13 protein-coding genes are annotated in these 12,868 nt (G+C 68.7%); 10 read left to right on the forward strand and 3 right to left on the reverse strand.

The window, feature by feature from the left end; all coding sequences use genetic code 11:
- Positions 1 to 41 precede the first annotated feature (41 nt).
- Both truA and QE377_RS10250 read left to right on the forward strand, forming a co-directional pair.
- Positions 42 to 881, forward strand: coding sequence for a tRNA pseudouridine(38-40) synthase TruA (truA, locus tag QE377_RS10245; RefSeq protein ID WP_307322626.1), 840 nt, complete (start codon positions 42 to 44; stop codon positions 879 to 881).
- Between the two features lie 64 nt (positions 882 to 945).
- Positions 946 to 1,641, forward strand: coding sequence for an endonuclease/exonuclease/phosphatase family protein (locus tag QE377_RS10250; RefSeq protein ID WP_307322628.1), 696 nt, complete (start codon positions 946 to 948; stop codon positions 1,639 to 1,641).
- Positions 1,642 to 1,647: 6 nt separating this feature from the next.
- On the opposite strand, the gene QE377_RS10255 is transcribed toward QE377_RS10250, so the two are convergent.
- Positions 1,648 to 3,411 carry a DUF4012 domain-containing protein gene (locus QE377_RS10255; RefSeq protein ID WP_307322631.1) on the reverse strand — a complete coding sequence of 588 codons (1,764 nt, stop codon included), beginning with the start codon at positions 3,409 to 3,411 and terminating at the stop codon, positions 1,648 to 1,650.
- Between the two features lie 66 nt (positions 3,412 to 3,477).
- Between QE377_RS10255 and QE377_RS10260 the strand changes: the two genes are divergently transcribed.
- The 3 genes from QE377_RS10260 to QE377_RS10270 all read left to right on the forward strand — a co-directional run bounded on the left by QE377_RS10260 (position 3,478) and on the right by QE377_RS10270 (position 6,589).
- A complete protein-coding gene (locus QE377_RS10260; RefSeq protein ID WP_307322634.1) occupies positions 3,478 to 4,095 on the forward strand; it encodes a hypothetical protein in 618 nt (205 codons plus the stop codon).
- A gap of 135 nt (positions 4,096 to 4,230) precedes the next feature.
- On the forward strand, positions 4,231 to 4,944 hold the full coding sequence (locus QE377_RS10265; protein WP_307322637.1) for a fructose 1,6-bisphosphatase: 714 nt from the start codon (positions 4,231 to 4,233) through the stop codon (positions 4,942 to 4,944).
- 226 nt (positions 4,945 to 5,170) lie between these two features.
- Positions 5,171 to 6,589 (forward strand): glycosyltransferase, encoded by a 1,419-nt coding sequence (locus tag QE377_RS10270; protein WP_307325946.1) that lies wholly within the window; start codon positions 5,171 to 5,173, stop codon positions 6,587 to 6,589.
- 63 nt (positions 6,590 to 6,652) lie between these two features.
- Here the strand turns inward: QE377_RS10270 and QE377_RS10275 are convergent, their stop codons facing one another.
- Together QE377_RS10275 and QE377_RS10280 are read right to left on the reverse strand one after the other, a co-directional pair.
- Positions 6,653 to 7,651: a response regulator transcription factor gene (locus QE377_RS10275; protein ID WP_307322640.1), complete on the reverse strand. Its 999-nt coding sequence runs from the start codon at positions 7,649 to 7,651 to the stop codon at positions 6,653 to 6,655.
- A 118-nt stretch (positions 7,652 to 7,769) separates the two neighbouring features.
- Positions 7,770 to 8,804, reverse strand: a complete 1,035-nt coding sequence (locus QE377_RS10280) for a glycoside hydrolase family 6 protein (protein ID WP_307322643.1) — start codon at positions 8,802 to 8,804, stop codon at positions 7,770 to 7,772.
- Positions 8,805 to 8,862: 58 nt separating this feature from the next.
- Between QE377_RS10280 and QE377_RS10285 the strand changes: the two genes are divergently transcribed.
- From QE377_RS10285 to QE377_RS10305, 5 genes are all read left to right on the forward strand, one after another.
- Entirely contained in the window at positions 8,863 to 9,693 is an 831-nt protein-coding gene (locus QE377_RS10285; RefSeq protein ID WP_307322646.1) for a universal stress protein, read from the forward strand.
- Between the two features lie 91 nt (positions 9,694 to 9,784).
- Complete coding sequence (locus QE377_RS10290) at positions 9,785 to 9,991, forward strand: hypothetical protein (RefSeq protein WP_307322650.1); 207 nt, start codon at positions 9,785 to 9,787, stop codon at positions 9,989 to 9,991.
- A gap of 256 nt (positions 9,992 to 10,247) precedes the next feature.
- Entirely contained in the window at positions 10,248 to 10,385 is a 138-nt protein-coding gene (locus QE377_RS10295) for a hypothetical protein (protein WP_161594086.1), read from the forward strand.
- Positions 10,386 to 10,559: 174 nt separating this feature from the next.
- A complete protein-coding gene (locus QE377_RS10300) occupies positions 10,560 to 11,282 on the forward strand; it encodes an L-ribulose-5-phosphate 4-epimerase (protein WP_307322654.1) in 723 nt (240 codons plus the stop codon).
- Positions 11,279 to 12,853 carry a xylulokinase gene (locus tag QE377_RS10305; protein WP_307322656.1) on the forward strand — a complete coding sequence of 525 codons (1,575 nt, stop codon included), beginning with the start codon at positions 11,279 to 11,281 and terminating at the stop codon, positions 12,851 to 12,853. Before QE377_RS10300 ends, QE377_RS10305 begins: the two co-directional genes overlap by 4 nt.
- Positions 12,854 to 12,868: the final 15 nt, after the last annotated feature.

The following is a 12,868-nucleotide window of genomic DNA, read 5'->3' on the forward strand; positions in this document are numbered from 1 at the left end:
TGCATGGGCGACTCCGCCGAGTGCCCGCGTAGGCTTGTGCGGTGCGGATCCGACTCGACATCGCCTATGACGGCACGCACTTCCGCGGCTGGGCCCGGCAGCCGGGCCTGCGCACCGTTCAGGGCACGCTCGAGGAGGCCCTCGCGCGGATCGTCGCCGGCACACCGCAGCTGACGGTCGCCGGCCGCACGGATGCGGGCGTGCACGCGAGCGGCCAGGTCGCCCACCTCGACCTCGATGACGCGCAGCAGGCGAGGCTGGCGGCCTCGCGCCGGTCGGAGTCCGACCCCGTCGCGGCCCTGGCGCGACGGGTCCGGGGCGTCCTGAGCTCCTACTCGGACGTGACCGTGCACCGAACGACGCTCGCTCCCGACGGCTTCGATGCGCGATTCTCGGCGGTCTGGCGCCGGTACGCCTACCGGATCGCCGACGATGTCACCGGCTACGATCCGCTGCGACGGGAGTTCACCACGACCGTTCGCGCCGCGCTGGATGTCGCCGCGATGGACGAGGCCGCGCGGTCGCTGCGGGGGCTGCACGACTTCGCCGCCTACTGCAAGCCGCGCGATGAGGCGACGACCATCCGCACGCTCCTCGAGTTCGATTGGCGTCGCGACGACGAGGGAGCCATCGTGGCGAACGTGAAGGCCGACGCGTTCTGCCACTCGATGGTGCGCGCGCTCGTGGGAGCCTGTGTCGCCGTCGGCCAGGGACGCCTCGCGGTCGAGGATGTCGTGCGCCTGCGCGAGCAGGCGACGCGGACGAGTGAGTTCGCGGTCCTCGCTGCGCGCGGCCTGGTCCTGACAGAGGTGGGCTATCCGGAGCCGGAGCTCATGGCGGCGCGCGCCGAGCAGACGCGCGCGCGTCGCGATCAGGAATGAATTCGCTGGGCGTTGTGCAACCGGCATCTGGCGTTCATGGAACGGGCATAGTGTGGATGGCCTGATGAAGGTCATCTCCTACAACCTGCGCAAACACCGTGCTGCGGGCGAGATCGCGGATCTGGCCGAGCAGCACGGCGTCGATGTGCTCTGTCTCCAGGAGGCGGACACCACCGACATCCCCGAGGTCAGCGGTGGCCTGCGCCTGGCGGACGCCACGAGTCGCAACCGGTTGGGCCTGGCGGTCTACTACCGCGAGAGCAGCTTCCGGTTGCAGGAGGTGCGTGCGCTCTCGCTCAAGAAGTCGCTGCACGACCGGGTGCTCAAGCCCGCGGAGGAGCGCATGCTGGGCGTGCGCCTGCACGACATCGATGCGGGACGCGAGATCATCGTCGCGTCCTTCCACGCCGCGCCCCTCACCGCGCTCAATTCGCTGCGTCGCCATCAGATCCGCACGGCATTGGCTGAGCTGCAGGACCTCGGACCGCAGCTTCCCGCGCTGATGGTCGGCGACTACAACTACCCCGTCTTCAAGGAACGTCTCGGCGAACGGGTGAGGGACCAGGGGTACGAACTCACGCTCAGCGACACCCGAACGTATACGCGCTATCGCTTCTTCCGCGGTCACTACGACTTCGCGACCTCCACGGGATTCGACATCGAGCACATCCGGACACTGCCGCAGGGACTCAGCGACCACCTGCCGATCCTCGTGACGGCCACGCTCGCGTCGTCGCGTTCGCGCGTCGAGGTGAGCTGAGGCCGCTCAGCCGCAGGAGGCGACGAGGTCGGAGTCCGTGCCGGGTAGCACCGGTGTGACCTGGGCGCTCAGCTCGGGAGTCCAGGGGGTGCGGACGCGGATGCTGGCGCTCGCCGTCTCGCCCGGAGCGAGCAGCGAGGACCACACGAGGACCGGGCGTCCCTGGTCGGTGCCGGACTGGAAGCCACCGCCGTTCGAGTTCTCGGAGGAGAGCACCGAGGCGCCCTCGGGAAGGTACAGATACCCCGTTGTGCGCGTCAGTCCGGCCGCTGTGCCGAAGCTGCCACCTCCGGTGATCGAGGAGGGGAATCCCGCGACATCGGCGGGCGCGTCGTTGGTGAGCGAGACGTCGAGCACGGCTTCTGACGATCCGCCCGCGGTGGTGCACCACTGCACGCCGGTGCCGACTTTCATGTAGTAGTCCAGTTTGGAGCCGGTGGCGTCGTTGAGGTACACGCCGAAGCTCGTCCGCTGGCTGTCGGTCACCGGCAGCAGGCCCTGCAGGCTCGTACCGTCGAGGATCGCCTGCTCCTGGGGCGCGTTGCTCCAGATGAGCAGTCGCTCCTCTTCGCCTGCCTTCGCCAGGGCCGACACGAGAGCGGAAGGGGCCACGTCTCCCGCGGCCAGTTTGGTGAAGACGGATGCGGCGGCCGCCTGGAAGAACGCGTCCTGGGTCGCGGGGTCGTACCGCAGGTAGACCTCGTTCAGCAGCAGCGGGATCGCGTTCTCGCTCGTGAGCTCGTCGCCCGTGGGCAGCGCCACCGGCCCGGTCGCCGCCAGCATGTACGACAGGGTGACCGGGTCGAGGGAGATCACCCCGTCCACCTTGAGGCCGTACTCCCGCTCCCACATCGCCTGCGCGATCTGCGCCGCCAGGGGGAAGGAGGGGACCTGGGTCGCGTTCTGCATGTAGCGCGCGGGCCGGGTCTCCATGAACGCCGTGAGCTCGGGGCCGATGTCGAGCGCGGGGTCACGCAGCTTGCCGATGTCGCCGGAGGCGGATGCCTGGGCCGCGAGAGAGATCTGGCCGTTCTCCGTGTGCACGAGCGCCATCGCGCCGACGATGCCGCCGAGCGAACGCCACTCCGCGTTGTTCTGGAAGATGACGAGATAGTTGCGCGGACCGTCGGCGCCGAGCACGGACGGCATCAGCGCCGTCGCGCGGCTGACCGCATCCGATCCCGTCTCGACGGACGCGAGCAGCCCGGACACGTCCTCGACGGCCTTCGCGAGCGGGGGGAGCAGGGCGGTTCGATCGATCTCGTCGATGGCGTCGGAAGCGAGCGTCACCTGCGCGGTGGTGCTCTGGGCGGCGTCGTGCATCTCGCCGAAACCGCTCACGTCGATGCGTCCGTCGACGGGCTTCAACGCGCCGGCGGAGAAGTCCGCCGCGACGCGCACGAGGGGCGTCAGCGCCTTGCCCGCCACGTCGTCGACGGCTGCGGTGACCGTGGCGACGGCCGAGAGCTGGTCGCCGACCCACGGCAGGACCTCGGCCGCCTGCCACACGGGATCGGAGGTCAGGGACCGCGCCGCAGCGGTGTCTGCGGCGATGTCTGCCAATCGTGCGGTCGCCGCGTCCGTGTCGTCGAGGTTGCGGGTGACCTCCCCGGCCGTACGCTGCGCCGCGGTCAGGTGGCCGTATGCGAGGTATCCGCGCACCCCCAGCCAGGCTGCTGCGGCCACGAGCACGACGAGGAGCGCGAGCAGTGCCCAGACGAGAATGCGTCCGGCGGTTCTGGCGGGAGCCGGCAGCAGGGGATTGGTCACGCCTTCACCTTAAGCGGTCATGCCGCGCCGCTAGAGTGGGAAGTCCACCTCACCCCGGGAGTCGCCATGCGCCGCAGACATCGGAGACCCGTCGCGGTCGTCGCTCCGCTGCTCGCCGTGGCGCTGCTGACCGGATGCGGCCCGGCACCGTGGAACACCGGTGCGCAGACGCCGAGCCCGACATCGCCGTCGCGTTCGAGCACTCCGGTTCCGACGCCGGTGACCAACGACCTGTCCAGCGGCTCGACTCAGCGCGTCGTGCCCGCCGGCGCGGTCAGCGCGACGATCAACTACTGGTCGACCCTGTCGATGGATCGCTGGACGGCCACGGCCCTGAAGCCCGTGAGCATCTCGATGGTGACCACCGTCACCCCCAACGACGGACAGAAGGTCTTCCTCCAGAAGGCGACCATGGTCGCCGTCCCCGGCAACGCCTCGCGCTCCTTCGACCCGCTCGCTCCGCAGACCGACCAGTCGTCGGTGAGCCCCGGCTACTTGGTCCTCGACCCCTACAGCTATTCGCAGACCTTCAACATCGGTGACGTGCCGGCGGAGGCGACGTTCGTGCAGGTGCAGTTCACCTACGACTTCCTCGTGCAGACCACGCCCACGTCGGCCGAGTACGCCAAGCAGACGGCCAGCGACACCTTGACGATCGCCATTGCGGGAGCCACGCAGGACTGACGCGGATCTCGTGCATGGTGCTCGGGGGCGGATCGCGTATACTTTCGGCGCCGACCCTGGGGTTTTCTGGAAACGGATCGGCACCGACCCGAAATCCTGTGAGCCTCGAGAGGCCACGTCTCCGAGGAGCGCCCTGTGAGAATCCCCTTCGCCGACCGCCGTGTGCGTCGGCTCAGCGCGGGGGCAGCTCTCGCCCTCGCGAGCATCCTGGCCCTGACCGGTTGCTCGCAGATCGTCGACGGCTTCAACTCCCTGCAGAGCAGCAACAACGCTGTGCAGCCGACGACCGTCGTGCCGTCGCCCGCGCCGTCGGCGAGCATGGCGTTCAATTCCCAGTTCACGTACGACGGCTCGGTCGAGCTGCGCAGCGATGTGGCGCAGGATCTCGAGCTCGTGCTCAACGTGTGGGCCGTCGACCCCAAGCGCACGCAGGAGTGGACCGCGAACAACGAGAAGGTCTTCGGCTTCGCGGTCAACGTCTACGACCACCGCGTCGATGAGAAGGCGGTACTGACGGACAAGCGTCGGGTGTACATCTCGTCGGTGCAGATCAACTCCACCACGACGCAGACCTCCAACCAGATGCAGTCGCCCTACCAGTTCAGCGCCGACCCGCGCACGCTGGTTCCCAGCGACACCCTGCGCTCTGACCGGGGACTGCTGCTCAACAGCTTCCAGGGCGGACTCTACGTTCCCCAGCAGAGCATCCACCAGCTGCCCGCGGACACGTTCGGTCTCACTCTCGAGTTCGCCCTGACGATCTCCGTCGAAGGCACGGCGAACACGGACGCCTCGTTCCAGCAGCAGACGGTGTACCAGTACCTGCCGATCGCGATCTTCCCCGGCTGAGCCGGCGACCTGCGGCGCTGATCTTGCGCCAATCTTGCGCTGAGCTTCTCGCCGGACCCGCCATGATCTTGCGGTAGAGCGTGCATTCTGGACTCATCGCACAAACAACGTGCTGATCTCCCGCCGCATCGCGGCCCATGAACGTCAGGAAGTGATCACTGTGTCGGACCCCCGCATGGCGTATCAGCAGGTGCCTTCGCAGCAGCTCGAGCCGGTGTACCCGGTGATGACGCCCGGCGCCGACTTCGAGTCCCACTTCGAGCAGGACTTCATGTCGGTGCTCGAGAACTCGACCACGCACCGCTCCACGATCGGATGCGTCATCCCCGCCTACAACGAGGAGGAGTCGATCGCGGATGTGATCGAGGCGCTACTCGCCCAGACGCGCGTTCCCGACGTCATCCACGTGGTCATCAACAACACGTCCGACAACACGGCGAAGATCGCTTCGGAGTACGCCGGTCCGCACGAGATCATGACGGACCTCGGCGAACAGTTCACCGAGGTCTTCGTGCACGACATCGGCAAGAACCCCGACAAGAAGGTCGGCGCGCTCAACTACGGCTACTCGCTGGTCGAGGGATGCGACTATCTGCTCGGCGTGGACGGCGACACGATCGCCGAACCGCGCGCCGTCGAGTACCTCGAGACCGAAGCGGTCAGCGACTCGCGCATCGGGGGCATCTCCGCGATCTACACGATCGACGATCGACCCATCAAGGGTCTGACGGCCAAGTGGCTCATCGCCGGCCAGCGCACCCAGTTCGCCGCCTTCAACCTGCAGAACCTTCTCCGCGGCCGCAACATGGCGGTGCTCGGCGGTCAGTTCTCGATCTTCTCGACCAACGCTCTGCGCGACGCGATGAAGCAGAACCACCAGAACACGCCCTGGGTCAAGGACAGCGAGGTCGAGGACTCCCTGCTCTCCCTGCAGATCAAGAGTGCCGGTTACCTCACCAAGATCAGCCCCTACGCCCGCGCAGCGGTGGGCGGTATGACCACACTGAAGGGGTACGACGCGCAGCAGGTCAAGTGGACCTTCGGCGCGATCGAGCTCATGTGGCCGGGACAGCGCGGCGACACGAAGGGGCAGCCGTTCCACCCCAACCTGCGCCTGCGCTGGTTCGAGAACTTCGGCATGCTCACCAACCTCTTCGTCCGCGTCGCCTTCCTGGTGCTGCTCGCGGGATCGCTGTCGATCAACGCCTTCGTCTTCTCGCCCCTGTGGCTGATCCCCGTGCTGACAGCCGTGCTCCTGAACCTGCGCATCGCGCGCACGATGAAGTACTGCAATCAGCGCGACATCCTCTTCGCCCTGCTGGTCTTCCCCGCGGAGATCTTCATGTGGATCCGTCTGAGCCACTTCCTCCGCTCGTGGACCCGCTTCCTCTCGCGCAAGAAGGTCGACAACTGGGCCATGCAGGCCAAGGCGGAACGCGGCGGTGCATCGATCGGTCACTGGACGCCTTTCATCCTGTTGGCCGCGGCGCTCGTCGCGATGGCGATCATCTGGAACATGCTCGGCCCGGTCGTGCAGTCCTCCATCCTCTGGATCGGCTGGCCCATCGTCGGCGTCGTGACGGTCCTGCAGACGCTGCTCATGTTCTCGAAGCTGCTGCGCCGGTACCAGGGCTACAAGGTCTGAGGCGCACATCCGAACGAAAGGGCCCACGGTCTCCCGTGGGCCCTTTCGTCGTCTCCCGAAGTATCAGGGTGCGAGCAGCTCGGTCGTCAGCCGATAGCCGACCCCGCGCACGGTCTCGATGTAGCGCGGGTTGCTGGGATTGTCGCCCAGCTTGCGGCGGAGATTCGTCATGTGGGCTTCGACGGCGCGCTTGTCGGCCTCGCCCACGTAGTAGGAGGTGACGTAGGACTCTCCGCGCAGTACGAGGGTCAGATCGGCCTTGCTGCGTACGCGGCGCTTCGACTCGAGAAGCGTGGCCAGCAGATCGAATTCGGTACGCGTCAACTCGACCTGCTGTCCGTTGATGAGCACGATGCGCGTCTCGGGGTTCAGCTGGAGGTCGCGATGGGTCACCCAGAAACCTCCGCCCGGGACGAGAGCGCCCTGGGCGTGAGGCGCCACCTCGGCTCCCGCTGCCGGAGCGGGGATCGGCTGCGCAGGCACGGCGGGCGGCTGAGGCGCGTACGTCATCCGGTCGGCCGGCATGGCGGCCTCGGGAGGGTACGCCGTCTCCTCGACAGGGGCGGGCGCGATGGGTTGTCTGCCCTCGGGCTGCACGGGGATCGACTGCGTCTGCGGGCGCGCGCCGGGGAAGGACGGTCCGACGCTCTCTTGCCGCCGGGTCTGGCCGGCGGGCTCAGGCCGGGGGCGGCGAAGCAGTGCTTCGACGCGCGCGCGGAACTCCCGAGGCCGGAAGGGCTTGACGATGTACTCGTCGGCACCGGCGCCGAGTCCCAGAACGACGTCGGCCTCATCGGCGAGGCCGGTCAGCATGATGATGAAGGTGTTCGACTTCTCGCGGATGCGGCGGGCGGCCTCGAATCCGTCGATGCCGGGCATGTTGACATCGAGCGTCGTGATGAGCGGCTGGTAGGCGAGCACGGCCCGCACGCCGTCGATGCCGTTTCCGACCGATACGGTGGAGAAGCCCGCCGCTTCGAGGACCTCGGCGAGGAGGTGGCGAACGTCGGGATCGTCTTCGACAATGACCGCGGTCTTCTGCCCGTCAGAAGCGTCGCTCATGAGTCCGGCATCCTCGATTCTCAGTTCAAGGCCGCGGCTCGTGGCACCGCACGCGTCGCCATTGTTCCATATCCGCCGGATCGCCCGCGATTCACGGCGCGCGCCGCGCCGCGGACGGTCAGAGCACGTTGCGCGTGAGCTGCACGGAGCCTTCCGGCCACCAGGATCCGGCGCGTGGTCCGCCGTTGCAGACGCCGTCGCTCTCGCCGGGCGGCTTGATCCACAGGTTCGTGTCGACGACGTCGTCGCCGTAGGTGCCGCCGGGGTCGCCCACGAGTGCCGTCGGGTCGTTGCACCACTCGCTCGTGGAGACGCCGGCGCCGTTGCGCGACGTGTCGATGAGGGCGTGGCTGCCGCCGAGGAGCGTGGACACCTCGTGCGCGTACGCGAACTCGTCCGCGGTGGGGTTGTAGTTCGACACGTTGGTGGCGAAGCCGCGCACCTTGTCGGTGACCCCGACCCGCTGGATGAGAGAGGCCATCTCCGAGGCGGGTCGCCAGTTCGAGTGCCCGCCGTCGAGGTACACCCAGGTGTCCACGCCGACGAGACGCAGTGCCGCATCGTGAAGGGCGCTCATGCGCTGGCCGATGTTGGCGTCGCAGTCGGGTGCCTGGGCGAGGCTGTCCGGCTCGAGGACGACGATCTTCTGCACGTCCTTCACGCTCGCCAGCGCCTGGCCGATCTCCGCGGTCCAGGTCGCGTAGGAGGCGTCGTCCAACCCGCCTGCGGACTGGCTGCCGCAGTCGCGCTCGGGCAGTCCGTACACGACGACGGCGAGCGCCGCGTCCTGATCGCGCGCCTCGGCGGCGAGGTTCAGGATGCGGGGGCCTGCGTCGCCGATCGGATCGATCTCGGGGGTGAGCCAGTAGGCGGTCGGTTGAGCGGCGAGATAGTCGGCAGCGGCCTGCGCGTCGGACTCCAGCCCGCCCTCTGTCGCGGCCTTGCTCGCCTTGGACTCCTCCGGCACCACGATGCGTGTGCCGACGCCCGGAGCCTGAGCGCCGAGGAACTGCAGCCCGGAGGTGATCGCCCAGCCGACGACGCCGACGGCGGTGATCACGATCACGAGGCTCGCCGCGAGCACGGTGATCAGCAGCCAGCGGGGAAAGGCGCGCCGGCGTGGACGGGCGGGCCTTGCTGGCGTGGAACTCACGCAAGGACTGTACCGTGCGCCCGCGCTACCCTGACTGCAACGACCGGAAGGACACAGGATGTCGGACTCGATCATCGTGGGCGTGACGGATGCGGAGGGCTCGCAGCGTGCGGTCGACTGGGCGGCGGCTCGGGCGCTTCGAGGCGGGGAGCGGCTCGTGCTGTTCTCCGTCGTGGGCGGCGCCACCGGAGCCGTGGGCGAGGACGACGTGTTGACGGCGGCCGTCGCCGCCACGCGTGCGCGCCTCGAGCAGCAGGCCGACCGCCTGCGGTCGACGGGTGTCTCGTGCGAGGTGCGCGTCTCGCACGGCAATCCGGTCGCAGAGCTCGTGGAGGCGTCGAAGGAGGCACGGCTGCTCGTGATCGGCGGAGAGAAGCGCGGGCAGGGGCGCCGTGGTCAGCACGGCTACCGGATCGCCGCAGGATCCCACTCGCCCGTCGTCGTGGTGCCGCTGGATGCGCTCGCGGACGGGGAGGGCGTCGTGGTCGGTGTCGACGGCTCGGAGGTCTCCGACGCGGCGGTGGCATTCGCGGCGGCTGAGGCCGAGCGCTTCGGCGAGACCCTGACGATCGTCTCGGCGTGGATGCCGGTCGCCGTTCCCGGCGATTTCGGCGTGTACCCCGATCTCTATCTCACGGATCTCAACGCGATCACCCAGTCCGCCGTCGACCGTGTGGCAGAGAAGGTGAGCGAGGCGTACCCGGGCCTCCACGTGCAGACCCGCGTCGTCGAAGGTGATCCCGCCGCGGCGATCGCGGATGCGGCGGGCGCGGCGAGGCTCGTCGTCGTCGGTTCGCACGGGCGCGGCGCCTTCGCGCGCTTCCTTCTCGGATCGGTCAGCGAGGAGGTCGTTTCTCAGGTGACGACCGCCACGGCCGTCGTCCGCTGAACGGATTCCCACAGTTCCGGCGCGTACGGCCCACAGGCGCCCTGGCGGGACTACCTTTGTGCCACCACGGTAGGCGGACGAAGGAGTCCTCATGGATCGTGCAACACAGATAGCTGTCACCGCTCTCGGCCTGATCGCGCTCATCGCGGTAGCCGTCGGCGTCTTCGCTGCGGGGGCGCTCCCCGGGCTGGAGCCCCACGCGCAGCGGGTCGCGAGCCTCGTCCCCTTCGTCGTCGCGACGCTCGCTGTGCTGAGTGCGCTCGCGCTGACGGTCTCGCGGCGACGTCTGCATCGCTGACCGGCGTCGCGGCGAAAAGCGGAGAGGCCCTCTGCGGCCTGGGGGAACCGGAGAGGACCTCTCATCACACGGGCGGAACGCTCCGTGCCTTCGCTCGCCGTCGATGACCCGAACACGTTCGGCGTGCGGTGTTGCCCCTTCAGTATGGGAAGCGCGCGTGACCGGGCGGAGGGGCTTGACAACGGCGTCGCGATCCGTTCGTCATCCGACGCGCCGCGTCACACGTTCGTCATCCTTTCTCAGTAGCATGGCGCTCATGGCGCGCGAGGGGCAACGCAATCCGGAGCCGGGCGGGTCCCGATGGCTCATCTACGTCGGGGTGGCGCTGCTCGCGCTCGGGGTGGGGGCCCTCGTGTTCGCCTCGATCATCAGTTACCTCAACGCCATCCTCTAGCGGTCTGCGCTCGCAGGCGTACGCCTCGGCTCGCGCGGCGACGGAGTGTTCTGCCGCGATCAGTGCGCGGTGCCTTCGCGGCAGAGTCGTTGCACACCGGGTGTGTGACCGGTAACATTTGTTTCGGCCGGCCGGGTATGGGACCCCGCGGGCCACGAGACCAATGGAGCACCCGTGACAGGCAGCGCAGCCACGCCCTTCCCCTCTGACGTCCAAGCGGCCATCGACGCCGTCCGCGATGATGTCGCGACTCTGCACGGTGAACTTGTGCGCTACGGACTGGTGGTGTGGACCGGAGGCAACGTCTCGGGTCGGGTGCCGGGTGCGGACCTGTTCGTGATCAAGCCGTCCGGCGTCTCCTACGACGATCTGACCCCGGCGAACATGATCCTCTGCGATCTCGACGGCAACGTGATCCCGGGCACGCCCGGCAGCGAGCGTTCGCCCTCGAGCGACACGGCCGCGCACGCCTACGTCTACCGCAACATGCCCGACGTGGGCGGGGTCGTGCACACGCACTCCGACTACGCCGTCGCGTGGGCGGCCCGCGGCGAGGAGATCCCCTGCGTGATCACCGCGATGGCCGACGAGTTCGGCGGCCCGATCCCGGTCGGACCCTTCGCGATCATCGGCGACGACTCGATCGGCCGTGGGATCGTCGAGACGCTGCGCGGGCATCGCTCGCGCGCAGTCCTCATGCGCAACCACGGGCCGTTCACGATCGGCGTGAGCGCGAAGGATGCGGTCAAGGCGGCCGTCATGGTGGAGGACGTCGCGCGTACGGTGCACATCGCGCGTCAGGGCGGCGAGCTCGTTCCGATCCCTCAGGAGGCGATCGACAGCCTGTACGCGCGGTACCAGAACGTCTACGGACAGAGCGGGGACGACCGGCGATGACCGCTGCAGACGCCATCACGACGGGGCGTACCTGGCTCGGTATCGAGCTCGGCTCCACGCGCATCAAAGCCTGCCTGATCGACGAGACCGGCGCGGTGATCGCGGTGGGCGCTCATGCGTGGGAGAACAGCTACGTCGACCGCCTCTGGACCTACTCCCTGGACGAGGTCGTCGCGGGCCTGCAGGCCGCGTACGCGGCGCTCGTGGCGGATGCGATCCAGCGTCACGGCGTGCGCCCCGAGACCCACGCCGCCATCGGCGTCTCCGCGATGATGCACGGCTATCTCGCGTTCGACGCGTCCGGTGAGCTGCTCGTGCCCTTCCGGACGTGGCGCAACACCAACACGGGGCCCGCATCGAGCGCGCTGAGCGAGCTGTTCGGAGTCAACATCCCCCTGCGCTGGTCGATCGCGCACCTGCACCAGGCGGCCATCGACGCCGAGCCGCACGTGCCCCACATCGCCTCGATCAACACCCTCGCGGGATACGTCCACCGCCGTCTGACCGGTCGGTCGGTGCTCGGCGTGGGCGACGCATCGGGCATGTTCCCGATCGACGCGGCCACGCGCGACTACGACGCGGAGCTGCTCGCCCGTTATGACGCACTCGGTGCGATCGATGTTCCGCTGGCCGACATCCTCCCGGAGGTGCTTCCCGCGGGACGCGAGGCGGGCGCACTCACCCCTGAAGGCGCAGCGCTCCTCGACCCGTCGGGCGTGCTCCGTGCCGGCATCCCGCTCTGCCCGCCTGAGGGCGATGCCGGGACCGGCATGGTGGCCACCAACGCCGTGGCTTCGCGCACGGGCAACGTGAGCGCGGGAACGAGCATCTTCGCGATGGTCGTCCTCGAGCGCCCCCTCGAGCGGGTGCACCACGAGCTCGACCTCGTCACCACGCCCGCGGGGGATCCCGTCGCGATGGTGCACTGCAACAACGGGGCGAGTGAGCTTGCCGCCTGGGTCGAGATGTTCTCGCGCTTCTCTGCCGCATCCGGTCGTCCTCTCGATGCGGACGCCGTCTTCGAGGCGCTCTTCCGCGAGGCGGTCGCCGGTGAAGCGGATGCGGGTGGGCTGCTCGCCTACAACCATCTCGCCGGCGAACCCATCGCCGGACTCGATGAGGGGCGTCCCCTCGTCGTGCGCACGCCCGACAGTCGCCTGACCCTCGCGAACTTCATGCGTGCCCAGCTCTACGGCGTGTTCGGGACCCTGGCCCTCGGGATGCGGGTGCTCGCCGAGGAGGGCGTCGCGCTCGATCTGATGTTCGCGCACGGTGGCATGTTCCGCACGGCCGGCGTCGCCCAGCGCTTCCTCGCGGGCGCGCTCGCCGCCCCCGTCGCGGTCGGCGAGACCGCATCCGAGGGCGGCGCCTGGGGGATCGCGGTGCTCGCTGCGTATCTCGGCGAGTCCGACCAGTTCGATCTGTCCACCTACCTCGAGCGCCGAGTGTTCGCCGGCGCCGCGACCTCGACCGCGGAGCCCGACGCCGACGACGTCGCCGGCTTCGCCGCCTACCTCGAGCGCTACCGGTCCGGCCTCGCCATCGAAGCCGCTGCCGTCGCCGCGCTCTGAAAAATCGAAAGAGAG

It is taken from the genome of Microbacterium sp. SORGH_AS_0862 (genome assembly GCF_030818795.1).
Classification (GTDB): Bacteria; Actinomycetota; Actinomycetes; order Actinomycetales; family Microbacteriaceae; genus Microbacterium.

Excerpts from the sequence above, each read along its gene's own strand:
- QE377_RS10250 (WP_307322628.1), top strand. The coding sequence starts at position 946 with ATGAAGGTCATCTCCTACAACCTGCGCAAACACCGTGCTGCGGGCGAG.
- QE377_RS10260 (WP_307322634.1), top strand. The coding sequence starts at position 3,478 with ATGCGCCGCAGACATCGGAGACCCGTCGCGGTCGTCGCTCCGCTGCTC.
- QE377_RS10270 (WP_307325946.1), top strand. The coding sequence starts at position 5,171 with ATGACGCCCGGCGCCGACTTCGAGTCCCACTTCGAGCAGGACTTCATG.
- QE377_RS10275 (WP_307322640.1), bottom strand. The coding sequence starts at position 7,651 with ATGAGCGACGCTTCTGACGGGCAGAAGACCGCGGTCATTGTCGAAGAC.
- QE377_RS10285 (WP_307322646.1), top strand. The coding sequence starts at position 8,863 with ATGTCGGACTCGATCATCGTGGGCGTGACGGATGCGGAGGGCTCGCAG.
- QE377_RS10290 (WP_307322650.1), top strand. The coding sequence starts at position 9,785 with ATGGATCGTGCAACACAGATAGCTGTCACCGCTCTCGGCCTGATCGCG.
- QE377_RS10295 (WP_161594086.1), top strand. The coding sequence starts at position 10,248 with ATGGCGCGCGAGGGGCAACGCAATCCGGAGCCGGGCGGGTCCCGATGG.
- QE377_RS10305 (WP_307322656.1), top strand. The coding sequence starts at position 11,279 with ATGACCGCTGCAGACGCCATCACGACGGGGCGTACCTGGCTCGGTATC.